20 protein-coding genes and 5 tRNA genes are annotated in these 22,828 nt (G+C 70.7%); 12 read left to right on the top strand and 13 right to left on the bottom strand.

What is annotated here, in order from left to right; translation table 11 throughout:
• Positions 1-74: 74 nt before the first annotated feature.
• Positions 75-578 carry a DUF4188 domain-containing protein gene (locus ACH4N1_RS24345; RefSeq protein ID WP_398100036.1) on the bottom strand — a complete coding sequence of 168 codons (504 nt, stop codon included), beginning with the start codon at positions 576-578 and terminating at the stop codon, positions 75-77.
• An 80-nt stretch (positions 579-658) separates the two neighbouring features.
• Here ACH4N1_RS24345 and ACH4N1_RS24340 point away from each other — a divergent pair, with 80 nt between their 5' ends.
• Complete coding sequence (locus tag ACH4N1_RS24340) at positions 659-1,303, top strand: MerR family transcriptional regulator (RefSeq protein WP_398100034.1); 645 nt, start codon at positions 659-661, stop codon at positions 1,301-1,303.
• A gap of 112 nt (positions 1,304-1,415) precedes the next feature.
• Here the strand turns inward: ACH4N1_RS24340 and ACH4N1_RS24335 are convergent.
• The 9 genes from ACH4N1_RS24335 to ACH4N1_RS24295 all read right to left on the bottom strand — a co-directional run bounded on the left by ACH4N1_RS24335 (position 1,416) and on the right by ACH4N1_RS24295 (position 5,542).
• Positions 1,416-1,488: transfer RNA gene (locus ACH4N1_RS24335), tRNA-Glu, on the bottom strand.
• Between the two features lie 28 nt (positions 1,489-1,516).
• Positions 1,517-1,588: transfer RNA gene (locus ACH4N1_RS24330), tRNA-Gln, on the bottom strand.
• 20 nt (positions 1,589-1,608) lie between these two features.
• Positions 1,609-1,681 (bottom strand) — tRNA-Glu (locus ACH4N1_RS24325).
• Positions 1,682-1,743: 62 nt separating this feature from the next.
• Positions 1,744-1,816: transfer RNA gene (locus ACH4N1_RS24320), tRNA-Glu, on the bottom strand.
• 56 nt (positions 1,817-1,872) lie between these two features.
• Positions 1,873-1,944: transfer RNA gene (locus ACH4N1_RS24315), tRNA-Gln, on the bottom strand.
• A 91-nt stretch (positions 1,945-2,035) separates the two neighbouring features.
• On the bottom strand, positions 2,036-2,767 hold the full coding sequence (locus tag ACH4N1_RS24310; protein ID WP_398100032.1) for an HAD family hydrolase: 732 nt from the start codon (positions 2,765-2,767) through the stop codon (positions 2,036-2,038).
• 204 nt (positions 2,768-2,971) lie between these two features.
• Positions 2,972-4,456 carry a glutamate--tRNA ligase gene (gene gltX / locus ACH4N1_RS24305; RefSeq protein WP_398100030.1) on the bottom strand — a complete coding sequence of 495 codons (1,485 nt, stop codon included), beginning with the start codon at positions 4,454-4,456 and terminating at the stop codon, positions 2,972-2,974.
• A complete protein-coding gene (locus tag ACH4N1_RS24300; protein WP_382794131.1) occupies positions 4,449-5,225 on the bottom strand; it encodes a fumarylacetoacetate hydrolase family protein in 777 nt (258 codons plus the stop codon). The genes gltX and ACH4N1_RS24300 overlap by 8 nt, the downstream gene beginning before the upstream one ends.
• A 131-nt stretch (positions 5,226-5,356) precedes the next feature.
• Positions 5,357-5,542 (bottom strand): hypothetical protein, encoded by a 186-nt coding sequence (locus ACH4N1_RS24295; RefSeq protein WP_382793028.1) that lies wholly within the window; start codon positions 5,540-5,542, stop codon positions 5,357-5,359.
• 593 nt (positions 5,543-6,135) lie between these two features.
• Here ACH4N1_RS24295 and ACH4N1_RS24290 point away from each other — a divergent pair.
• The 8 genes from ACH4N1_RS24290 (at position 6,136) to ACH4N1_RS24255 (ending at position 16,749) form a co-directional block, all read left to right on the top strand.
• On the top strand, positions 6,136-9,918 hold the full coding sequence (locus ACH4N1_RS24290; protein WP_398100027.1) for a nitrate- and nitrite sensing domain-containing protein: 3,783 nt from the start codon (positions 6,136-6,138) through the stop codon (positions 9,916-9,918).
• A gap of 9 nt (positions 9,919-9,927) precedes the next feature.
• On the top strand, positions 9,928-10,341 hold the full coding sequence (locus ACH4N1_RS24285) for a roadblock/LC7 domain-containing protein (RefSeq protein ID WP_003993189.1): 414 nt from the start codon (positions 9,928-9,930) through the stop codon (positions 10,339-10,341).
• 113 nt (positions 10,342-10,454) lie between these two features.
• Complete coding sequence (locus tag ACH4N1_RS24280; protein WP_019058642.1) at positions 10,455-10,853, top strand: DUF742 domain-containing protein; 399 nt, start codon at positions 10,455-10,457, stop codon at positions 10,851-10,853.
• Positions 10,834-11,409: an ATP/GTP-binding protein gene (locus tag ACH4N1_RS24275; RefSeq protein ID WP_030793795.1), complete on the top strand. Its 576-nt coding sequence runs from the start codon at positions 10,834-10,836 to the stop codon at positions 11,407-11,409. The genes ACH4N1_RS24280 and ACH4N1_RS24275 overlap by 20 nt, the downstream gene beginning before the upstream one ends.
• A 379-nt stretch (positions 11,410-11,788) precedes the next feature.
• Positions 11,789-15,079, top strand: a complete 3,291-nt coding sequence (locus ACH4N1_RS24270) for a nitrate- and nitrite sensing domain-containing protein (protein WP_398100024.1) — start codon at positions 11,789-11,791, stop codon at positions 15,077-15,079.
• A 10-nt stretch (positions 15,080-15,089) separates the two neighbouring features.
• On the top strand, positions 15,090-15,503 hold the full coding sequence (locus ACH4N1_RS24265; protein ID WP_030948713.1) for a roadblock/LC7 domain-containing protein: 414 nt from the start codon (positions 15,090-15,092) through the stop codon (positions 15,501-15,503).
• A 96-nt stretch (positions 15,504-15,599) separates the two neighbouring features.
• Positions 15,600-16,187 (top strand): DUF742 domain-containing protein, encoded by a 588-nt coding sequence (locus tag ACH4N1_RS24260; protein WP_398100022.1) that lies wholly within the window; start codon positions 15,600-15,602, stop codon positions 16,185-16,187.
• The gene (locus ACH4N1_RS24255; protein WP_363092071.1) at positions 16,168-16,749 is read left to right on the top strand and encodes an ATP/GTP-binding protein; all 582 of its coding nucleotides are present in this window, start codon (positions 16,168-16,170) and stop codon (positions 16,747-16,749) included. The genes ACH4N1_RS24260 and ACH4N1_RS24255 overlap by 20 nt, the downstream gene beginning before the upstream one ends.
• Positions 16,750-17,016: 267 nt before the next feature.
• On the opposite strand, the gene ACH4N1_RS24250 is transcribed toward ACH4N1_RS24255, so the two are convergent.
• Together ACH4N1_RS24250 and ACH4N1_RS24245 are read right to left on the bottom strand one after the other, a co-directional pair.
• Positions 17,017-17,214, bottom strand: coding sequence for an acyl-CoA carboxylase subunit epsilon (locus ACH4N1_RS24250; protein ID WP_398100020.1), 198 nt, complete (start codon positions 17,212-17,214; stop codon positions 17,017-17,019).
• Positions 17,215-17,271: 57 nt separating this feature from the next.
• Complete coding sequence (locus tag ACH4N1_RS24245) at positions 17,272-18,867, bottom strand: acyl-CoA carboxylase subunit beta (protein ID WP_398100018.1); 1,596 nt, start codon at positions 18,865-18,867, stop codon at positions 17,272-17,274.
• Positions 18,868-19,268: 401 nt separating this feature from the next.
• Here ACH4N1_RS24245 and ACH4N1_RS24240 point away from each other — a divergent pair, with 401 nt between their 5' ends.
• Both ACH4N1_RS24240 and ACH4N1_RS24235 read left to right on the top strand, forming a co-directional pair.
• Entirely contained in the window at positions 19,269-19,880 is a 612-nt protein-coding gene (locus tag ACH4N1_RS24240) for a YceI family protein (protein ID WP_398100016.1), read from the top strand.
• Positions 19,881-20,404: 524 nt separating this feature from the next.
• A complete protein-coding gene (locus ACH4N1_RS24235) occupies positions 20,405-21,040 on the top strand; it encodes a hypothetical protein (protein WP_398100014.1) in 636 nt (211 codons plus the stop codon).
• A gap of 76 nt (positions 21,041-21,116) precedes the next feature.
• On the opposite strand, the gene ACH4N1_RS24230 is transcribed toward ACH4N1_RS24235, so the two are convergent.
• A complete protein-coding gene (locus ACH4N1_RS24230; protein WP_398100084.1) occupies positions 21,117-21,701 on the bottom strand; it encodes a YdeI family protein in 585 nt (194 codons plus the stop codon).
• 245 nt (positions 21,702-21,946) lie between these two features.
• Here ACH4N1_RS24230 and ACH4N1_RS24225 point away from each other — a divergent pair, with 245 nt between their 5' ends.
• Entirely contained in the window at positions 21,947-22,729 is a 783-nt protein-coding gene (locus tag ACH4N1_RS24225) for a serine protease (RefSeq protein ID WP_363091879.1), read from the top strand.
• Positions 22,730-22,828 lie beyond the last annotated feature (99 nt).

Below are 22,828 nucleotides of genomic sequence, written 5' to 3'. Positions count from 1 at the left end.
GAAGCAGGGAACCGAGCGGGCCTCAACGCCGCGGCACGCCCGGTTCCCGGAACCCCTGCGTTCTCCCGGAGCCCCTACGACGCCGGGGCGCGCCAGGCGAGCCGGTTCTTCCCGGTGCGCCCCCGCTCCGCCAGCGGCACCTGGCCGTGCGCCGCCGCGAGCCCGAACGGCGGCATGTCGCCGTAGATCGCCTCGTACCGCCCCTCCGGCACGACGTACGCCTCGTGCCAGATCCCCACGTGCCCCCGCACCTTCCCGTCCCGCTCCATGCGGTTGACCCGGGCCCACACCTGGTGGTGGAAGGCGTCGGGCGCGCTCGCGTAGGCGTACAGCTTCTCCGCCGACTCCCAGTACTGGACGAGGTAGTACGTCCGCGGCGAGGCAGTCAGCAGCACGCGGGAGAGCAGTCCGCGGCTCGGGTCCTTCTTCAGTTCGGCCAGCATGCGGAACATCGCCAGCATGACCGGGAGCCACTGGTGCACGGCCCGGAAGCGGTTGACGCGCATCCCGATGAGCAGGACGACCACGTCACCGCGGGCGTCGGCGGTGGTACGGCTGGCGGCGGGCTTCGCGGACATGTGCTCCCCCTGGTTGGCTAGCGGCGCTCCCCAAGCGACCCTGGTTGGATAGTGCCGCTAACCAAGGAGGGCCGCAAGGCATGCGACTGGCCGAGCTGAGCGAACGCAGCGGGGTGTCCACCGCGACGATCAAGTACTACCTGCGCCAGGGCCTCCTGCGGCCCGGCCGTCAGGTCAACGCGACGACCGCCGAGTACGACGAGGGGCACCTGCGCCGGCTGCGGCTGGTGCGGGCGATGATCCAGGTGGGCGGGGTGCCGGTGGCCACGGTCCGCGAGGTCCTCGGACATGTCGACGACGACTCCCTGGGCCGCACGGTCCGCCTCGGCGCGGCCCTGTGGGCCCTCCCCCACGTGCCCGAGCCGGACGCCGACGACGAATTCCTGCGGGCCGCCCACCGCGAGGCGGGCGAACTCCTGCTGACCCTGGGCTGGCGGAACGCCGAACTGCTCACCAGCATCTCGCCCGCCTACCGCTCACTGGTGGTGGCGGTGGCCGCGATGCGGCGGCTCGGCTACGACTGGGACGCCGAACTCCTCGTCCCCTACGCCCGGTTGATGCACCGCGCGGCCGCCCTCGACCTCGATTTCGTGGAGACCCGGGAGTCGGAGGCGGAGCGGATCGAGGCGGCCGTGCTGAGCGCGATCCTGGTCGAGCCGATGCTCCAGGCACTGCACCGGCTGGCCCAGGAGGAGGAGTCGGCCTGGCGGTACGGCTTCGAGTGAGCCTTGCCGAGCCGTGACAGCGATAGCGACGGCGACGGCGACGGCGAAGGCGAAGGCGACGGCAGGAAACGGCGAAGGCCCTCCACCGAAGTGGAGGGCCTTCCCTGATGCGTACCCCCGACCGGATTCGAACCGGCGCTACCGCCTTGAGAGGGCGGCGTGCTAGGCCGCTACACAACGGGGGCGTGGACACTGCGTCTCCGCAGGTCCGAGCTGGTCTACCTGGACTCGAACCAAGACTAACTGAACCAGAATCAGTCGTGCTGCCAATTACACCATAGACCAAAGTGGTTTAGACCAGTCAGTACCCCCGACCGGATTCGAACCGGCGCTACCGCCTTGAGAGGGCGGCGTGCTAGGCCGCTACACAACGGGGGCCCTAGCGATCCTGCATCGACAACAACGGGTGCGACCCGGACTGTTACCGCGGGAAGGATCTGTACCCCCGACCGGATTCGAACCGGCGCTACTGCCTTGAGAGGGCAGCGTGCTAGGCCGCTACACAACGGGGGCTTTGCGGATGTGATCCGCGATGCAGATACCGTGCTGGATTTCACAGGATCTGCGAGCTGGCCTACCTGGACTCGAACCAAGACTAACTGAACCAGAATCAGTCGTGCTGCCAATTACACCATAGGCCACTGGAACTCAAGCCCCAGAGGGGATCTTGTTCTAGTTCGCTCCCCCGGGTTCCGGCCTTTCGGCCCGCTCCCCGGCGGCGCAGGAAGAACATTACCCGAAGGTGGACTGCGCTCCAAAACGGGTATCGGCGCCGAGGAGTGCGGGCAGTTCGGCGAGGGTGGCGATCCGGTGGTGCCCCGACGGGAGCTCGACGGTGGCCGTGCCGCCACTGCGGTCGATCCACACCGAGAGCAGGCCGGCGTCCGCCGCGCCCCGGCCGTCGATCTCCGGATGGTCCCCGACGTACGCCACCTCGTGCGGGGGCAGCGCCAGGGCCTCGCACGCCGCGAGGAAGGCCGCGGCCTCGGGCTTGGAGACGCCCAGCTCGACCGCGCACAGGATGGACTCGAAGCGGTCGTGGACGCCGAGGGCCCGCAGCTTGCGGTCCTGGACGTGGATGGTGGAGTTGGAGAGCACGGCGTGCCGGTGGCTGGCGGCGAGGGCGTCCAGGACGGGCAGGACGTCCGGGAAGAGGGCCCAGGCGGTCTCGTAGTGCACGAGGTAGCGCTGGAACCAGGCGTCGGCCTCGGCGTCGGTCATCTCCCGCTCGAGGAAGGCGCGGACCCGGTCACGGCGCTGTTCCTCGAAGGTGAGGCCGCCGGCGGAGAAGCGCGCCCACTGCTGGTGGGTGACCTCCCGCCACCGCTCCAGGGCCCGCTCGGCGGTGCCGTACCGGTCGAGGAGGCCCTCCGCCGCGAGATGGCCGCGCATCCCCTCGCGGTCGGCGGTCGTGTAATCGAAGAGGGTGTCGTCGACGTCCCAGACGACGGCTGTGATCGCCATGACACCGACGGTACCCGGACCGGCCGGGGGTTCGGGGGTCATCCCCCGATGTGGGCGGCATCGAAGAGGGTGTCGTCGACGTCCCGGACGACGGCTGTGATCGCCATGACACCGACGGTGACGCGCGGGCGGGGTGCGCGTCCGGCGGAACGCGGAAGGTGCGGCACCCGGACGGGGTGCCGCACCTCACAGGTGCGGGGTGGTTCAGGCTGCGAGCCTGGCCAGCGCCGCGTCGATGCGGGCCAGCGCCTTCTCCTTGCCCAGGACCTCCAGGGACTCGAAGAGGGGCAGGCCGACCGTGCGGCCGGTGACGGCGACGCGGACCGGGGCCTGGGCCTTGCCGAGCTTGAGGCCGTGGGCCTCGCCGGCGGCCAGGACGGCCTCCTTGAGCGACTCCGGGCTGGTCCAGTCGGCCGCGTCCAGCTTCTCGCGGGCCGTGGCGAGGAGGGCGTCCGAGCCCTCCTTCATCGCCTTCGTCCAGCTCGCCTCGTCGACGGCCGGCTCGGCGAGGAAGAGGAAGTCGACGTTGTCGGTGATCTCGGAGAGGACCTTGAGGCGCGTCTGGGCGTGCGGGGCGATCCGCTGCCACTTCGTCTCGTCGAAGTCCTCCGGCGCCCAGGGGGCGAACGGGGCCCGCAGCCACGGGCGGCAGCGCTCGGTGAAGTCCTTCGCCTCCAGCAGCCGGATGTGGTCGGCGTTGATCGCCTCGCACTTCTTCAGGTCGAAGCGCGCCGGGTTGGGGTTGACGTCGCCGATCTCGAAGGCCGCGACCATCTCGTCCATCGTGAAGATGTCCTGGTCGGCCGAGAGGGACCAGCCGAGCAGCGAGAGGTAGTTGAGCAGGCCCTCGGGGAGGAAGCCGCGCTCCCGGTAGAGGTTCAGCGACGACTCCGGGTCGCGCTTGGAGAGCTTCTTGTTGCCCTCGCCCATCACGTACGGCAGGTGGCCGAAGGCGGGGATCTCCTGGGCGATGCCCAGTTCGATCAGTGCCTTGTACAGGGCGATCTGGCGGGGGGTGGAGGAGAGCAGGTCCTCGCCGCGCAGGACGTGGGTGATCTCCATGAGGGCGTCGTCGACCGGGTTGACCAGCGTGTAGAGCGGGGCGCCGTTGGCGCGGACGATGCCGTAGTCCGGGACGTTCTCCGGGGTGAAGGTCAGCTCGCCGCGGACCAGGTCCGTGAAGGTGATCGTCTCGTCGGGCATCCGGAAGCGGACGATCGGGGTGCGGCCCTGGGCCCGGTACTCCTCGACCTGCGCGGCGGTCAGCTCGCGGCAGTGACCGTCGTAGCCGGAGGGCCTGCCGGCGGCGCGGGCGGCCTCACGGCGGGTGTCCAGCTCCTCCTGGGAGCAGTAGCAGCGGTAGGCGTGGCCGGCGGCGAGGAGCTTGTCGGCGACGTCCTTGTACAGGTCCATCCGCTGCGACTGGCGGTACGGCGCGTGCGGGCCGCCGACCTCGGGGCCCTCGTCCCAGTCGAAGCCCAGCCAGCGCAGCGAGTCCAGGAGCTGCTCGTAGGACTCCTCGGAGTCGCGGGCCGCGTCGGTGTCCTCGATGCGGAAGACCAGCGTGCCCTGGTGGTGCTTGGCGAACGCCCAGTTGAACAGGGCGGTGCGGACCAGGCCCACGTGGGGGTTACCGGTGGGCGACGGACAGAAACGGACACGTACGGGGGAGCCGGGTGCGCTAGCCACGCTTGACAACCTTGTTGGTGAGAGTGCCGATGCCTTCGATGCTGACGGAGACCTCGTCGCCGACAGCGAGCGGGCCGACCCCTGCCGGGGTGCCCGTGAGGATCACGTCGCCGGGGAGCAGCGTCATGGCCTCGGTGATGTTGACGATCAGATCCTCGATCGAGTGGATCATCTCGCTGGTGCGGCCGAGCTGCCGCTGCTGCCCGTTGACGGTCAGCTGGATGGTGAGGTCGCCCGGGTCGAGGTCGGTCTCCACCCAGGGGCCGAGCGGGCAGGCGGAGTCGAAGCCCTTGGCCCTGGCCCACTGCTTCTCGCGCTTCTGGACGTCGCGCGCCGTGATGTCGTTGGCGCAGGTGTAGCCGAAGATCACGTCCTTGACGCGCTCCCGCGGGACCTCGCGGCACATCCGGCCGATGACCACGGCCAGTTCGGCCTCGTGGTGGAGGTCCTCGGAGAAGGCCGGGTACCGGATGTCGTCCCCGGGCCCGACCACGGAGGTGGACGGCTTGAAGAAGGCGAACGGGGCGTCGGGCACCTCGTTGCCGAGTTCGCGTGCGTGCTCGGCGTAGTTGCGGCCGAAGGCCACGACCTTGCTGGGGAGCACGGGCGGCAGGAGCCGGACCTTGCTCAGCGGCACCTTCGTGCCGGAGAGCTCGTGCTCCGTGAACGGGATGCCCTTGATGATGTCGAGGACGAGCTCGTCCGGCTTGTCGCCCTCGACCGCGCCGAAGGCGACGTTCCCGTCGATGGAGAACCTGGCGATGCGCACGGGTTGGTTGGCCCCTTGATGAGCTGGCTGGAGTCTGACGCTCCAGGCTAACGCGGAAGGGCGCCCCCGGCCGGGGACGCCCTTGACATCCGGTGCCGCCGCCTTGAACATGCTGCGGCCGCCGCGCGTATCTACTCGGCGGAGGAGGTCACGGGGACCTCGACGAGGACGGTGCGCCTGGGGTTGGCGGTCTGGGCCGGAAGGTCGACGGAGTGCTCCTGCTGCTCCGGGAGCCGCAGTTCGTCGGCGTCCTTGAGGTGCGCCAGCGTCGTGCGCCGCGGGTTGGCGATCTTGTGGAACATCGTCGTCGTCTTCACTGTTGTGGTGAGCCCTGTCCTGTCGGGCGCCGGACGGCCGGGGAGCCTCCGTGAGCGCGTCTTGTCGGATTTGCCATCTCTGTAAAGCGTCAGGCTAAACACGCGATTCCCGGAGAACGCGTGGAGGTCCCATGATCAGCGTGTGAGTTTGCTCACGAATCAGCGCTCAAACCGGTCAATCCAGGCTCTTGAGCGACCGCTACGAAACGGACATTCTCCCCCTGAAGCTCTCATTCCGCTCCTGATCATGGCGACTGGGACACCTCTCACGACCCGACCGTTCGCCCCTTTGTGCGTGAATTGCCCAGGATCACTTTCTACGACCGGTGATCCACCACTCACCGGCTGTCACGGATGTCACAGCCCGGCCAACAAGCCTTGTTGGAGATCCTGCACTGTGCTGGAATTCCACGGACCGCCGCGGGAACGAGCCGGCGCGCAGGGCGCACAGCAGCGCCGAGCGGCGGCTGGAAGGGGGAGCCAGCGCCGGTACTCACGACCAATCGGGGGGCGTATTCAGGGCGCCCCTCAAGACGCCGACACCGTCCTTCCGTTCACGCGGAGGGACGCCTGGTCCAGAGGTTGCGACGCTAGTGCAGGGACGTTTCAAGAGGGATGGCAGTGCTTCGGCCGAGCCGGAGCCGCACGGCGGGACTGGCCCGATGGCCGGCAGCTCCTCGCCCCAGCACGCCCAGAACCCGGGCCCGGCCCCGTCCGGTGACGGCGGTGAGCGCCCCGGGCGCCCCGGCGCGTCCGCGTCGCCGAGCACCCCGGCCCCCACGGTCAAGCCGCCGGCCGGCACCCCCGGCCCCGGACCGCGTGTGGCCCTGCGCAACTGGCGCATCTCCACGCGTCTGGTCGCGCTGCTGACGCTGCCCGTGGTCGCGGCCACCACGCTGGGCACGCTCCGCATCAACCAGTCCATGGACGACATCCAGCAGCTCGACAACATGAAGCTGCTGACGGACATGACCAAGCAGGCGACCGAGCTGGCCATCCGGCTCCAGGACGAGCGCGACAAGTCCGCCGGTCCGCTCGCCCACGGCAAGACCGCGGCCGACTTCACGGTCAAGGGCGCCCGCGAGAAGACCGACCAGTCGCTGGACGCCTTCAAGGACGCCTCCGAGGAGATCGACGCCTCCAGCACGGACGGCAACCTCCAGGGTGTCCGCGACAGCCTCGTGGGTCTCCTCAGCGACCTCGGCAACCTCGCGAAGGTCCGCAAGACGGCCTTCGCGGAGCAGAAGAACTCCACCCAGACGGTGGAGGCCTACCACCGCCTCATCACCCACCTGCTCGACCTCTCGCAGGACATGGCGCAGGCCACCAGCAACCCGGAGATGATCCAGCGCACCCGCGCGCTGTCCGCCTTCTCCGCCGCCAAGGAGTACGCCTCCGTCCAGCGCGCCGTCCTCGCGGCCGCGCTGCCGGTCAACGACGACGTCTACGGCGAGATATCGGAGAACGACCGGCAGTACGCCGAGGCCGCCCTGGAGAACCAGGACTCCGAACTCGCCAGCTTCCGCAGCATCTACGGCGACGAGGGCGCCGAGGTGCTGCTCCAGCCCGTCGAGCAGGGCAGCCCGACCATCGAGGACGCCGACACGTACGCCACGCGTGCGCTCAGCTCCCCCACCGGTCTGCGGTCACTGGACAAGCGGTCGTACCAGGACTGGTTCGACGCCAGCACGACCAAGATCCGGCAGATGAACAACATCGAGACCACGCTGCTCGAGGACATGGAGCAGAAGGCCCGTGAGCTGCGCGCCGAGTCCGAGCGCGAGGCGATCATCTCCGGTGCGCTGATCCTGCTGGTGCTCGGTGTGTCGCTGGTCGGCGCGTTCGTCGTCGCCCGGTCCATGATCCGCTCGCTGCGCCGGCTCCAGGAGACGGCCACCAAGGTCGCCCAGGACCGGCTGCCCGAGCTGGTCAAGCAGCTGTCCGAGTCCGACCCGCAGGACGTCGACACGTCCGTGGAGTCGGTCGGTGTGCACTCCCGGGACGAGATCGGCCAGGTGGCCGCGGCCTTCGACGACGTGCACCGCGAGGCCGTCCGCCTCGCCGCCGAGCAGGCCCTTCTGCGGGGCAACGTCAACGCGATGTTCACCAACCTCTCGCGCCGCTCCCAGGGCCTCATCCAGCGTCAGCTGTCGCTGATCTCCGAACTGGAGTCGCGCGAGGCCGACCCGGACCAGCTGTCCTCGCTCTTCAAGCTCGACCACCTCGCGACCCGCATGCGCCGTAACGGCGAGAACCTCCTCGTCCTCGCGGGTGAGGAGCCCGGCCGCCGCTGGACCCGCCCGGTCCCGCTGGTCGACGTGCTCCGTGCCGCCGCCTCCGAGGTGGAGCAGTACGAGCGCATCGAGCTGTCCTCCGTGCCGACCACCGAAGTGGCCGGCCGCGTCGTCAACGACCTCGTGCACCTCCTCGCCGAGCTGCTCGAGAACGCGACCTCGTTCTCCTCCCCGCAGACCAAGGTCAAGGTCACCGGTCACGCGCTGCCCGACGGCCGCGTCCTGATCGAGATCCACGACACCGGCATCGGCCTCTCCCCCGAGGACCTCGCCGCGATCAATGAGCGGCTCGCGTCGCCGCCCACCGTGGACGTCTCCGTCTCCCGGCGCATGGGCCTCTTCGTGGTCGGCCGCCTGTCGCAGCGGCACGGCATCCGCATCCAGCTCCGGCCGTCCGACTCCGGTGGTACGACCGCGCTGGTCATGCTGCCCGTGGACGTCGCCCAGGGCGGCAAGAAGCCGCAGCCCAAGCCCGGTCAGGGCGGCTTGTCCGGCGGTCCCGCCGCCGCGCAGGCCGCCGCCGGTGCCGCCGCGGCCCGTCGTCAGAACGGCCAGGGCGGTGCCCTCGGTGCCGGTGCGCCGGGCGGCGGTGCCCTCGGCGCCGGCTCGGGCACGGGCGGCCGGCTCGCCGCCGGTCAGGGTCCCCGGGCCGCGCTGCCCGGCCGTGACGGCGGTGGCCGTCCCGGCGCGCCGCGCGGGCCGCAGGGTCCGTCCTCGCCCCCGCAGGGCCGCCCGGCTCCGGCCGGCGCCGGCTTCGGCGGCCAGACCCCGGGTGCGCCGCAGGGTCTCCAGGCGGCCGGTGCCGGTACGCCGGGCCAGGGCCAGGACCTGTTCGGTGCCGGGCGTCCGCCCGCACCGCGCCAGAACGACAACCGCGGTGAGCAGGGCGGTCGCGGCCGTGGTCGTCAGCCGCAGCTGCCGCCGCGCGGCGGTGCGCGCGCCGAGCTGCCGGGCGGCAACCAGCAGCCTCGCGGCACCAGCTGGGGCGACGAGAACGCCCAGCCGCCGGTCGGGCGCACTCCGCTGGACGCCCCGCGCGGCCACGACGAGCCCGACGTCGCGCAGACCTCGCGGATGCCGCGCATCGACGACCGCCAGGGTCCCGGCTCCACCGCCGAGATCCCGCGCATCGACGAGCGCCAGGGTCCGGCCGGCCCCGCGGACTTCGCGCGCCCCGGCACGAGCGGCCCGCAGCACACCGGTCAGTACCAGGACATGGGCCAGTACACCGGCCTGAACGGCGCCCAGGACACGGGCCAGTTCCCGGTCCCGGGCGCGGACGGACGGCAGGACGGCTTCGTCCGCAACGACGTCTTCGGCACGCCCGGCGGACAGAACGCGCAGGCGGGTCCGGGCCGGTTCGCCGCTCCGCAGGCCTACGACAACGGCTCCACCGGTCAGTACCCGGCCCCGGGCCACGACGGTTCGGGCACCGGTCAGTTCCCGGTCCCCGGCCAGGACGGTTCCGGCACCGGCCAGCACGCGCTGCCCGGCCGCCAGGACCCCTCGTCCACGGGCCAGTTCGACCGCCCCCAGAACGGCGACGGCGGCGGCTACGGCTATCCGCAGCAGCAGCCCGTCGCGCCGCGCCCCGCCGCCCGCCCCGAGCCGGAGGCCCTGCCGCCGGCCGGTCCGGGGGACGGCCGTACCCCGCTGTTCGACACACTGGAGACCAACTGGTTCCACGGACAGCAGGCAGGCGGAAACGGCAACGGCTCGGCCCCCACGCCGCAGCAACAGCAGCCGCAGGCTCCGGCTGCTCCCCAACGTCCCGCGGCGACCGGCGCCTCCTGGCGCACCTCGCCGAACGACGAACTCGTCCGTCAGGCCGAGCGCGTCCGGCAGCCCGCCGCGGGCGGCGTCACCACTTCCGGCCTGCCGCGCCGGGTGCCCAGGGCGAACCTCGTCCCGGGCACGGCTCAGCAGCAACAGCACCAAACCGGTCCGCAGGTCTCGCGTGCGCCTGACGACGTACGCGGACGGCTGACCAATCTCCGTCGGGGCATCGCACAGGGTCGGCAGGCCGGCAACGGCCAGCAGACCGGCAGCTTCCCCAGCCCCACTCACCAGCAGGAGCGTTAGTTGAGCCAGATGAGCCAGGCGGCACAGAATCTGAACTGGTTGATCACCAACTTCGTGGACAACACCCCCGGGGTGTCCCACACCGTTGTCGTGTCCGCCGACGGGCTCCTGCTCGCCATGTCCGAGGGATTCCCGCGCGACCGTGCCGACCAGTTGGCGGCCGTCGCGTCGGGCCTCACCTCGCTGACGGCGGGCGCCTCCCGGATCTTCGAGGGCGGCAGCGTCGCGCAGACGGTCGTCGAGATGGAGCGGGGTTTCCTCTTCCTCATGTCCGTCTCGGACGGCTCGTCCCTCGCCGTGCTCGCGCACCCCGAGTGCGACATCGGCCTCGTCGGCTACGAGATGGCGCTCCTGGTCGACCGCGCGGGCGCGGTGCTGACGCCCGACCTGCGCGCCGAACTACAGGGCAGTCTGCTCCACTGACCCGCCCAGGTACCACCCGCCTCACGAAATCACCGTCCGGCCGACACAATCCCCCCACCGGCCTCGACGGACGGCACGACTGACCGAGACTTGCTGTCCCGCCCGGAGGATTCATGACCCCGCCCACCGCCTCTCATGATCCGTACGCGGAGCCGTACGGGGACGAGGGCGACCAGCCGCTGGTTCGTCCGTACGCGATGACCGGCGGCCGGACCCGGCCGCGCTACCAGCTCGCCATCGAGGCGCTGATCAGCACGACGGCCGACCCGGCAGCGCTCATGGGGCTGCTCCCCGAGCACCAGCGCATCTGCCACCTCTGCCGTGAGGTGAAGTCGGTCGCAGAGGTCTCGGCGCTCCTCGCCATGCCGCTGGGTGTGGCTCGGATCCTCGTGGCGGACCTCGCCGAAGCCGGACTGGTGGCCATTCACCAGCCGGGCGGCGACGAGAACAACGGTGGCGCACCTGACGTGACGCTGCTCGAAAGGGTGCTCAGTGGACTTCGCAAGCTCTGACGGAGGGCGGGCCACCACCTCCGCGAAGATCGTGGTGGCGGGTGGCTTCGGCGTGGGCAAGACCACGTTCGTGGGCGCCGTCTCCGAGATCAACCCGCTGCGCACGGAGGCCGTGATGACGTCCGCGAGCGCGGGCATCGACGACCTGACCCACACCGGGGACAAGACCACCACCACGGTGGCCATGGACTTCGGACGTATCACGCTCGACCAGGACCTGATCCTGTACCTGTTCGGTACGCCGGGTCAGGACCGCTTCTGGTTCATGTGGGACGACCTGGTGCGCGGTGCCATCGGCGCGGTGGTGCTGGTGGACACCCGCCGGCTGGCCGACTGCTTCCCCGCGGTCGACTACTTCGAGAACTCGGGTCTGCCGTTCGTCGTCGCCCTCAACGGCTTCGACGGTCAGCAGCCGTACCAGCCGGAGGAGGTCCGCGAGGCCCTGCAGATCGGGCCGGACACCCCGATCATCACGACCGACGCCCGGCATCGTTCGGATGCCAAGTCGGCGCTGATCACGCTGGTGGAGCACGCGCTCATGGCCCGCCTGCGCTAGGCAGGACCCCTGTATCCAGCGCCGTACGCCGGTTGTCGTAGGCGTTCCGGAGCCGGCTGTGGACTTGGACACGGCCGGCTCGGTGTTCATAACGTTTCGGCAGAGGAATCGGGTGATACCGCAACGCGTCGCGGTCGCTTGGTGTCACTGCGCACACGAGGGCCCCGCCATTTGGCGGGGCTCGCTCTTTTTGACCGTTTTATCTAGGGCTTACATCACAGCGAACCGGTACTTCTCCATGTTTGGAACTGCACTGGTCGTCGTGCTGGAATGCCTGAACTGCCCAATAGTCAATGACGTACTCATGGTCGATGGCTGACCGGGCTCTGAGACACTGCGGCACGACGAAGGTGCCGACCGCCGAGAGGTTGTTGGTCGAGTGAGGCGAAGCAAGAAAAGTCCCGAGCCGGCGGCCCGGGGCAACTTCACCCCGCCGCCGCGCGGAGCGGCGCCCGCCCCTGTGCCCGGCTCGGAGCTGTCGGCCGCACCCGCCAAGAGCGGCGGCCGCCTCTCCCCGCGCAACTGGCGGGTGCCCACCAGACTGAACGCGATCCTGCTCATACCCGTGCTGGTCGGCCTCGTCATGGGCGGCTTCCAGGTGAAGAGCTCGATCGACACCTGGCAGGAGGCGGAGGACGCGCAGAAGACCGCGCAACTGGTGCGGGCCTCCCTGCTCTACGCCGACGCCCTCTACAACGAGCGCGACGTCAGCGCCGCGCCGCTGCTGCTGAACAAGGACAAGGACGTCGTCACCGACGCCCGCAAGAAGACGGACCAGGCCGCCGACGCCTTCGACCAGGCCGCGCAGAACATGCCGCAGAAGGCCGGTCTCCAGCGCCGTCTGCAGCTGTTCCGCGACGAGGAACCCTCGCTCCAGACGCTGCGGGCCGGCGCCTACGTCTCCCCCAAGCTCACCGGCGTCATGACCGAAGAGGGCTACACCACGATCGCGCACCCCTTGATGGAGTTCGCGAACGAGCTCGGTCTGGGCACCGGAAACATCACCAGCTACGGCCGTACGGTCTACGCGATCTCGCTCACCAAGGCGGCGCTGTCGCTGGAGCGCTCCATCGGCATGCACCTGCTGGTCAAGCCCGGTCCCAACAAGACCAGTTTCGCCAGCCAGAAGGTCGCCCTCTCCTCGTACGCCTACCTCGAGCGCATCGCCCTCGAGGAGTACACCGGCGGTGGCACCGCCGCCGACGCGCAGAAGCTCGAAGAGGCGAAGGCGCAGATCAAGACGGACGGCGCGGCCATGGCCAAGGAGGCCGAGGCCGAGGACTCGGACTACGTGGCCCCGCCGTCCGACCCCACCGACATGATCGCGGCCATCGCGACGCTGCCGTCCACGGACGCGAGCGACCGCCAGGCGATCGCGGCGAACGGCGTCACCGCGGAGAACTGGTGGGCGGTCAACACCCTCAAGTACAACGCGTACCTGAAGATCGAGACGGACCTGACCGACAAGGCGGTGAGCGAGGCCGCCCAGATCGCCGACGACGCCAAGCAGTCCGCGATCATCACCGGCGCCGCCGTCGTGATCGCCCTGCTCGCCGCGTTCATCCTGGCCGGCATGGTGGCCCGCCAGATGAGCCGCTCCATGCGCCAGCTGCGCAACGCCGCCTTCGGCATCGCCGAGCAGCGGCTGCCGATGCTGGTCGACCAGCTCTCGCGGACCGACCCCGGCCGGGTCGACACCCGGGTCACGCCGATCCCGATCAGCACCACGGACGAGATCGGCGAGGTCGCCCGCGCCTTCGACCAGGTCCACCGTGAGGCCGTCCGGCTCGCCGCCGAGCAGGCCCTGCTGCGGGGCAACATCAACGCGATCTTCACCAACCTCTCGCGCCGCAACCAGTCCCTGATCGAGGGCCAGCTCACCCTGATCACCGATCTGGAGAACAACGAGGCCGACCCGGACCAGCTGGAGAACCTCTTCCGCCTGGACCACCTCGCGACCCGTATGCGCCGCAACGGCGAGAACCTCCTGGTCCTCGCCGGCGAGGAGCCGGGCCGCCGCTGGGACCAGCCCGTCCCGCTGGTCGACGTGCTGCGCGCCGCCTCCTCCGAGGTGGAGCAGTACGAGCGCATCGAGCTGTCGGGCGTACCGGAGGCCGAGATCCACGGCCGTGCCGTGACCGACCTCGTGCACCTGCTGGCCGAGCTCCTCGAGAACGCCACCACGTTCTCCTCCCCCCAGACCAAGGTCCGGGTCACCGCGACCCGTCTGCCCGACGGCCGGGTGATGATCGAGATCCACGACAAGGGCATCGGTCTCACCGCCGAGGACTTCGCGGACATCAACCACAAGCTGGCCAACCCGCCGACCGTGGACGCCGCGATCTCGCAGCGCATGGGCCTGTTCGTGGTCGGCCGGCTGTCCGACCGGCACGGCATCCGGGTCCAGCTGCGCCCCTCGGGCGAGCAGGCCGGCACCACCTCGCTGGTCATGCTGCCCGACGCGATCACCCACGGTGGCGGTGGCGAGCAGCCCGAGCGCACGGACTTCACCGTCTCGCAGATCATCCCGGAGCAGCGGTTCCCGGGTGAGGACTTCAACCACCAGCCGCTGCGCACGGCGGCCGAGCTGGGCTTCGACGACAGCCAGTACGCGGAGGTCCCCGACGACCCGCGCGACCTGGACCCGGTCGGCCGCTCCCTGATGCGCGACGAACGCCGGGCGGCCCTGGACTCCCCGGCGCCGGAAGAGTCCGACCGGCAGCAGTCCGCCGCGACGCCCGCGTACGGCGACGGTTTCGACCAGCCGCAGCAGCAGCCCGCGTTCGACGCCTCCCCCGACGGCTACGCCCCGGCGCAGAACGGCTACGACAACGGCACGACCGGCTATGCCGACCAGTCGCCGGCGTACGACCGGCAGACGGCGTACGAGGAGCGGCAGCAGACGGCGTACGAGGACCCGTACGGCACGTCCAACGGCGGTGTGCCGCAGGGCGAGGCCTTCCCGGCGGGCGGCACGGGGTCGCAGAACGGTGCCTTCGGGCAGCACGGCGGCTACCCCGACCCCGCGTATGCGGAGGCCGCCCAGGAGGAGCGGGCGCCGGAACGGCAGGCCGCGCAGGAGGGCTTCCCGTCGTACGAGGAGCAGCCCTACCAGGACGACTGGCCGCAGCAGAACAGTTATCAGAACGGCTACCCGGACCAGTACGCTCCGCAAGCGGAATCCGCGCAGGCCGCTGACGCCGGTGAGCAGGACGGCGTAGGCTTCGACCGTCCGGGACCGGCCCCCGCCGCCCACGAACTGACCGACTCCGGACTGCCCCGCCGCGGATCCCCCGCGGCGAGCGGTGCCGACGGTGCGCGGTCCGTGGCCCAGGAAGCGCCGGCCCCCGTCGCGGACGGCCCCGCCGACTGGCGTTCGGCGAACGACGAGCGCTGGCAGCAGGCCGCCCAGCTGAAGAAGCCGAAGGCGGGCGGAGTCACCTCCTCCGGTCTGCCGCGACGGGTGCCCAAGGCCAATCTGGTCGAGGGCACCGCCGAGAGCACCCCCCAGGGAGGCCCCCAGGTCTCCCGCGCCCCGGAGGACGTCCGAGGCAGGTTGAGCAACCTGCGTCGAGGCGTTCAGCGCGGACGCAACGCAGGAAGTGAACCGAACGGTCAGGCCAGAAACCAGCACAGTGGTCCTGACAGCACCTACAACCAGGAGCGTTAGTGTGAGCCCGATGAGCCAGGCGGCACAGAACCTGAACTGGTTGATCACCAACTTCGTGGACAACACCCCGGGGGTGTCCCACACGGTGGTGGTCTCCGCCGACGGACTCCTTCTGGCGATGTCCGAAGGCTTCCCCCGCGACCGTGCCGACCAGCTCGCGGCCGTCGCCTCCGGTCTGACGTCGCTGACGGCAGGCGCCTCCCGGATCTTCGAGGGAGGCAGCGTGAACCAGACGGTTGTGGAGATGGAGCGGGGATTCCTGTTCCTCATGTCCATCTCCGACGGTTCGTCGCTGGCGGTCCTCGCCCACCCCGAGGCGGACATCGGCCTCATCGGGTACGAGATGGCCCTTCTGGTGGACCGCGCAGGTACGGTCCTGACGCCCGACCTTCGTGCGGAGCTCCAAGGGAGCCTTCTCAACTAACAGACGGACGGTGCGTTTTGGCGTCCCGAGGCCGTAGGGTTTCGGGACGCGGCTTCCACGTGATGGGTGCCAGGCACAGTCGGAGGAGGAGAGAAAGTGGCAACACCCCCAGACGGTTCCCATGCGGGTAACTGGTCGTACGGCCCTGTCCAGGGCCAGGGCGACGGTTCGCAGAACCCGAACCGTTACGCCTTCCCCTCCGCCCCGAACCAGCGTCAGCCGTACGCGCCCCAGGGTCCGCAGGGCCCCGGACCGTCGCCGTACGACCAGCCGCACCAGCCGCACATCCAGCCCGTGCAGCCGCAGCGCCACACCCCCGAACCGGCGCCCGCCGGGGGGGCGCACAATCCTTTGGTGCGTCCGTACGCCATGACCGGCGGCCGGACTCGCCCGCGGTACCAGCTCGCCATCGAGGCACTGGTGCACACCACCGCGGCTCCGCACCAGATGCAGGGGCAGCTGCCCGAGCATCAGCGGATCTGCACCCTCTGCCGGGAGATCAAGTCGGTGGCCGAGATCTCGGCCCTCCTGACGATCCCTCTCGGTGTGGCCAGGATCCTCGTCGCCGACTTGGCGGAGGCGGGACTGGTCGCCATCCATCAGCCCGGCGGCGACGAGAGCGCCGGCGGCCAGCCAGACGTGACACTGCTCGAAAGGGTGCTCAGTGGACTTCGCAAGCTCTAGCGGCGGTCCTTCCCGCTCCACCACCTCGGCGAAGATCGTGGTGGCGGGTGGCTTCGGCGTGGGCAAGACCACGTTCGTCGGGGCCGTCTCGGAGATCAACCCGCTGCGTACCGAGGCCGTCATGACGTCTGCTTCGGCAGGCATCGACGACCTCACCCACACCGGGGACAAGAAGACCACGACGGTCGCCATGGACTTCGGACGCATCACGCTGGACCAGGACCTGATCCTGTACCTCTTCGGTACGCCGGGTCAGGACCGCTTCTGGTTCATGTGGGACGACCTGGTGCGCGGCGCCATCGGCGCGATCGTCCTGGTGGACACCCGCCGTCTCGCCGACTGCTTCCCCGCGGTCGACTACTTCGAGAACTCGGGTCTCCCCTTCGTGATCGCCCTCAACGGCTTCGACGGCAACCAGCCGTACCAGCCGGACGAGGTGCGCGAGGCCCTCCAGATCGGCCCCGACACCCCGATCATCACGACGGACGCCCGCCACCGCGCGGACGCCAAGTCGGCGCTGATCACGCTGGTGGAGCACGCGCTCATGGCGCGCCTGCGGTAGGACTTCCGTGAAAAGGCCCCCGCGCCCCTCCTCGGGGAGGCGCGGGGGCCTTTTCGCGTGACCGGTCACCGGGGGCCAGGAGCCGGGGCTGGGGGCCGGGGGCCGGGGGCCAGGGGCCAGGGGCCGGCGGGAGTGGCCGGAAGCCCTCGCGGTGGGCCCGCTCGCCCCGCGTCGTCGCACCGCGGCCCCTCCGGCTCCTGCCCCGACACGCGCGAAGGCCCCGGCCGCCCGTGGGGCGTCGGGGCCTTCGTCGTGCTTGCCGGGCGGTCAGCGCCAGCTGTGCGGGGCGCGGAAGCCGCCCTCGCGCTCGAGGCGGCGCCAGCCGGCCTTGAGGCGGCGGTGGTGGTGGGCCTGGGTGGGCTCGGAGGAACGGGAGGCGGCACGGGCCAGCAGGATCGCCGTGAGGGCGGCGACCTCCTCGGGCTCGGCGTGGCCCTTCTCGACGCGGATGTCAGGCGTGGTCATGGATGTCAGTCTCCGTGAGAGAGGTTTCCGCAAGGGTGGCGCGGAAAGTCCGCTGGGTTACTGCGGGGGGTTGCCGTGCTTGCGTGAGGGCAGGTCGGCGTGCTTGGTGTGCAGCATCGCCAGGGACCTGATGAGGATCTCGCGGGTTTCGGCGGGGTCGATGACGTCGTCGACGAGGCCGCGCTCGGCGGCGTAGTACGGGTGCATGAGCTCGGACTTGTACTCCTTGACCATGCGGGCCCGCATGGCCTCGGAGTCCTCGGCCTCGGCGATCTGGCGGCGGAAGATGACGTTGGCGGCACCCTCGGCGCCCATGACGGCGATCTCGTTGGTCGGCCAGGCGAACGTGAGGTCGGCCCCGATGGACTGGCTGTCCATGACGATGTAGGCACCTCCGTACGCCTTGCGCAGGATCAGGGAGATCCGGGGCACGGTCGCGTTGCAGTAGGCGTAGAGGAGCTTCGCGCCGTGGCGGATGATCCCACCGTGCTCCTGGTCGACGCCGGGCAGGAAGCCGGGTACGTCCAGAAGAGTGATGATCGGGATGTTGAAGGCGTCGCACATCTGCACGAAGCGGGCGGCCTTCTCGCTGGCCTCGATGTCGAGGACGCCGGCGAGGCTCTGCGGCTGGTTGGCGACGATGCCGACGGCCTGGCCGTCGAGGCGGGCCAGGGCGCAGATGATGTTGCGCGCCCAGCGCTCGTGGACCTCCAGGTACTCGCCGTCGTCGACGAGCTCCTCGATGACCTTGGTCATGTCGTACGGCCGGTTGCCGTCCGCGGGGACCAGGTCGAGCAGGGCGTCGCTGCGGCGGTCGGCCGGGTCGGAGCACTCGACGCGCGGCGGGTTCTCGCGGTTGTTCTGCGGGAGGAGGGAGAGGAGGTAGCGCACCTCCGCGATGCAGGTCTCCTCGTCGTCGTAGGCGAAGTGGCAGACGCCGGAGGTCTCGGCGTGCACGTCGGCGCCGCCGAGGCCGTTCTGCGTGATCTCCTCGCCGGTCACGGCCTTGACCACGTCGGGGCCGGTGATGAACATCTGCGAGGTCTCGCGGACCATGAAGACGAAGTCGGTGAGGGCGGGGCTGTAGGCCGCGCCGCCCGCGCACGGGCCGAGCATCACGCTGATCTGCGGGATCACGCCGGACGCCCGGGTGTTGCGCTGGAAGATGCCGCCGTAGCCGGCGAGCGCGGAGACGCCCTCCTGGATGCGGGCGCCGGCGCCGTCGTTCAGCGACACCAGCGGGGCACCGGCCGCGATGGCCATGTCCATGATCTTGTGGATCTTGGTGGCGTGGGCCTCGCCCAGCGCACCGCCGAAGATGCGGAAGTCGTGGGCGTAGACGAAGACCGTACGGCCCTCCACCGTGCCCCAGCCGGTGATGACACCGTCGGTGTACGGCTTCTTGGCCTCCAGGCCGAAACCGGTGGCCCGGTGCCGGCGCAGTTGCTCCACCTCCTGGAAGGACCCCGGGTCCAGCAGCAGCTCGATCCGCTCCCGGGCGGTCAGCTTGCCCTTGGCGTGCTGCGCCTGGGTCGCCTTCTCGCTCGGCCCGGCCAGCGCCTGCGCACGGATCTCGTGCAGCTCGGCGACACGCCCGCGCGCGTCCGTGGGCTCGGCGGTCGGCTCACCGGTCGTCTCTTCCAAAACGGTCATGTAGTGACCTTACGAAGACCATCAAGGAAAGTGAGACGTCGACTCCGTACAGTCTCCGGCGCGTTTTCCTGGTACCCCTGAACAGAACCGTGTCGGCGTGCAGGCGTTCCGACTGCTCAGGGCCCGTACCACTTGTGGGGGTCGCACAAAGAGTGAAGGTGAGACCAACTTCACATCATCGCCCGACGGGCGCCGCCCAGTGGAGTGACGAGGGGGCGCACGAGACCCTGGGAGGGCACCCCCGCGCGACGATGGAAGGGCATCCGGAAGACATGCGCGAATGAAGTTGAAAGTTGAACGGAATAGGTCTACGGTCTGCCTTGTTGAAAGCTTCGTTGAACATTCAACATCACCGCCCGTTTCATCGATCCGTTGATCGATCCGTCCCCAAGGAGCACGACATGGGCATCTTCGGCCGCAAGAACACCGACGAGACCACCGCGACGACGGCCCCCGCCGCCGTGAACCCGGACCTCGCCGCCCTGACCGGCGACTACACGATCGACCCGGCGCACTCGACCATCGGGTTCGTCGCCCGGCACGCGATGGTCACCAACGTCAAGGGCAAGTTCAACGAGTTCACCGGCTCGCTGCACCTCGACGGCGCCGCCCCGGCCAGGTCCACCGCCACCATCGACGTCGTGATGCAGAGCGTCGACACCGGGTCCGCCGACCGCGACAACCACCTCAGGACCGCGGACTTCTTCAAGACCGACGAGTTCCCGACGATGACCTTCCGCTCGACCGGCGCGGAGGCCCTGGGCGGCGACGACTACCGCATCACCGGCGACCTGAGCATCCTCGGCATCACCAAGCCGCTCACCATCGACCTGGAGTTCAACGGCTCCGCCAAGGACCCGTTCGGCAACGAGCGCGTCGGCTTCGAGGGCAAGGCGGAGATCCTGCGCTCCGAGTGGGGTCTGACCTGGAACGCGGCACTGGAGACCGGCGGCGTCCTGGTCTCCGACAAGATCAAGCTGAACTTCGACATCTCGGCCATCAAGAACGCGTGACGCGTCACCGACGCCACGCACCCTGAGCGCGCCCGTCCTCCACTCCCCCGTGGGAGGGCGGGCGCTCGGCATGTCCGGACGCGGACGCGAGCGGGGTGCGGATGCGGTGGCCAGGGGGCGGGGGGGGTGCGGATACGCGGATACGGGGACCGGGTGTGCGCGAGGCGGGGCGTGGAGTGGACTCGAGCGCTCGGGGCGCGGGCGCGGGGCGGGCACCGGCGCGCGGAGCGCGGGCACGGGGCGGGTGGGCGCCGGCGCGGACGGGACGCCGGCACGGGCCGCGGCGCCGGAGCGGGCGGGGACCGGGACGTGCCCGCAGGTCCGGGCGTGGACGCGGCACGTGCCCGTGCTCGGCGCGGACGCCGGTGCGGGGCGGGGCCCGGGCGCCCGGCGGGGCGGGGCGCGAGGGCAGGACGGCCCCGGACACAGGTGCGGGGCCGCCGGGCGCGCGACGGTCGCGGGTGTCGGTCGTTCATCAGGGCGCCCCCGCCGACGCGGCCGGGGATCGTGACCGAGGAGGCGCCATGACCAGGACCGGACCGCAGCACTACCCCGGCGCACACCGTGACCACTGGTACCAGGACGACTTCGGCGGCGACCGGATGGAGGTCAACGTCGTCGTCCTGCACACCACCGAGGGCCGCTCGCTGCCCGGCTACCAGGGCGGCGCCTCCGCACCCAACCTCACGGCGGTGCCCGACCTCGCGGCGAAGAAGCTGACGTGGTACCAGCACTTCGACATCGACGTCTCCTCCCGCGCCCTGCGCAACAGGCCCGGCGGGGTGGAGACCAACACGCTGAACGTCTGCCAGGTGGAGCTGGTCGGCACCTGCGACCCCGAGACGCACACCAAGTGGCAGACGAGCGGGAAGGCCCACGTCTACTGGCCGAAGGCGCCGGAGTGGGCGCTCCGCGGACTCGCCCGCTTCCTGGCCTGGGCGTACGAGGAGCACGACGTACCGCTGCGTGGCCCGGCGCTGTGGCCGGCGTACCCGAAGTCCTACGGGAACGGGGCCGGGCAGCGGATGAGCGGGGCGCGCTGGAACGCCTTCAAGGGCGTGTGCGGGCACATGCACGTGCCGGAGAACGACCACGGCGACCCGGGAGCCATCGACTTCGACGAGCTGATCCGGCTGGCGAAGGCGGCCGCGCAGGGCTGACCGCCCCCGCAGGTCCCCCGGCGGGGGCAGCCGCGTAGGGCTGGCCTCCCCCCGCCGGGGGGGGACCCGCGGCGCGTCACCCGCCGTCGGCCGCGGCCTCCAGCCGCGCGACGGCGGTCGCCGCCCGAGCGGTCCGCCCCTGCGGGGAGCGGGCGCGGAGCACGCCGAGCATGGCGAGGTAGCGGTCGGTGCGGCCCAGCCGCTCGAAGACCGCGCGGGCCCGCGGGCTCCGGTCCAGGGCGGCGTCGAGTTCCGCGGGGACGGCGGCGTGCTGCTGGCAGGCGTACGCCGCCGCCCACCGTCCGTCGGTCCGCGCCGCCGCCACCTCGGCGAGCCCGGCCGGCCGCATCGGGCCGGCCGCGGTCAGCTGCTCGACCCGGCGCACGTCGACCGCCGACCAGAGACTGCCCGGCCGGCGCGGGGCGATCCGCTGGAGGAACCGCACCTCGTCGAGGCCCTTGCGCCGACCGGTGATCCAGCCGTGGCAGAGGGCCACGTGGTTGACCTCGGCGGCCGTGACGGAGTCCACCCCGGACCCCTTCTTGGCGACCTCGGCCCAGAGTCCGGGGTGCGGCGCCGGATGCGCGGTGAGCCAGGCGTCCAGGTCGGCGGCGGTGGGGAACGCGAGGGGGTGAGGGGCTCGGTCATGGGCCCAGGCCAGAAGCCCTATAGGTCAACTGCTGTCCTCGTTCGGCGATCGCCCTTCGCGGGTGCTCGGGCGTGGCCGGATCGCACCCCTTGTGCGAAGGCTTGCGGCGTTCTCATAATCCAGCAACAGATTTGACCTGCCCATGCCAGCAAATGGGCGTTTCTTTGTTGCCGATGTTGTCATGCGCGCGTCAATTCCGTGTTTCGGGCACCACCAGATCCCCCGACTCCGGGTCACCCCCCACGGAAGGCATCACGTTGAAGAAACTGCTCACGGCGCTCAAGAGACTCGCGGCCGTCGGCGCCGCCGCCCTCGCGATCGCCAGCCTTCAGCCCGTCTCGTCCGCCCAGGCCGCGCCCTCGCCCGTCGTGGGCGGAACCCGCGCCGCACAGGGCGAGTTCCCGTTCATGGTCCGGCTCTCCATGGGCTGCGGCGGCGCGCTCTACACCCAGCAGATCGTGCTCACCGCCGCGCACTGCGTGGGCTCGACCGGCGCCAACACCAGCATCACCGCCACCGCCGGCGTCGTGGACCTCCAGTCCACCACCGGCCGGGTCCAGGTCCGCTCCACCTACGTCTACCGGGCCCCCGGCTACAACGGCAACGGCAAGGACTGGGCCCTCATCAAGCTGGCGCAGCCCATCAACCTGCCGACGCTGAAGATCGCGACCACCACGCAGTACAACACCGGCACCTTCACCGTCGCCGGCTGGGGCTCGGCCACCGAGGGCGGCGCCCAGCAGCGGTACCTGCTCAAGGCGACCGTGCCGTTCGTCAGCGACGCCACCTGTCGTTCCTACAGCGGTTACAGCGGCCTGATCGCGAGCGACGAGATCTGCGCCGGGTACGCGGCCGGCGGCGTCGACACCTGCCAGGGCGACTCCGGCGGCCCGATGTTCCGCCGCGACTCGGCCAACGCGTGGATCCAGGTCGGCATCGTCAGCTGGGGCATCGGCTGCGCCCGGCCCAACGCGCCCGGCGTCTACAGCGAGGTCTCCACGTTCGCCTCGGCCATCGCCTCGGCGGCGGCCTCGCTCTGACCCACCCGTACCCCACCGCGTCCGTACGACGTCCACGGGCCCGGCGCTTGCGGCGCCGGGCCCGTGCGGCACCGTGGGCGATCCGCGGCCGGCGGCCGA

It is taken from the genome of Streptomyces sp. NPDC017202 (assembly GCF_044331705.1).
Classification (GTDB): Bacteria; Actinomycetota; Actinomycetes; order Streptomycetales; family Streptomycetaceae; genus Streptomyces.
The sequence above is the reverse complement of the archived record's forward strand: the minus strand, read 5'-3'. Positions and strand labels throughout refer to the sequence as shown.

Coding starts and splice junctions, on each gene's coding strand:
- ACH4N1_RS24250 (WP_398100020.1), bottom strand. CDS start 17,214: ATGACCACGCCTGACATCCGCGTCGAGAAGGGCCACGCCGAGCCCGAG.
- ACH4N1_RS24235 (WP_398100014.1), top strand. CDS start 20,405: ATGACCAGGACCGGACCGCAGCACTACCCCGGCGCACACCGTGACCAC.
- ACH4N1_RS24280 (WP_019058642.1), top strand. CDS start 10,455: ATGACCCCGCCCACCGCCTCTCATGATCCGTACGCGGAGCCGTACGGG.
- ACH4N1_RS24265 (WP_030948713.1), top strand. CDS start 15,090: ATGAGCCAGGCGGCACAGAACCTGAACTGGTTGATCACCAACTTCGTG.
- ACH4N1_RS24340 (WP_398100034.1), top strand. CDS start 659: ATGCGACTGGCCGAGCTGAGCGAACGCAGCGGGGTGTCCACCGCGACG.
- ACH4N1_RS24345 (WP_398100036.1), bottom strand. CDS start 578: ATGTCCGCGAAGCCCGCCGCCAGCCGTACCACCGCCGACGCCCGCGGT.
- ACH4N1_RS24310 (WP_398100032.1), bottom strand. CDS start 2,767: ATGGCGATCACAGCCGTCGTCTGGGACGTCGACGACACCCTCTTCGAT.
- ACH4N1_RS24285 (WP_003993189.1), top strand. CDS start 9,928: ATGAGCCAGGCGGCACAGAATCTGAACTGGTTGATCACCAACTTCGTG.
- ACH4N1_RS24245 (WP_398100018.1), bottom strand. CDS start 18,867: ATGACCGTTTTGGAAGAGACGACCGGTGAGCCGACCGCCGAGCCCACG.
- ACH4N1_RS24240 (WP_398100016.1), top strand. CDS start 19,269: ATGGGCATCTTCGGCCGCAAGAACACCGACGAGACCACCGCGACGACG.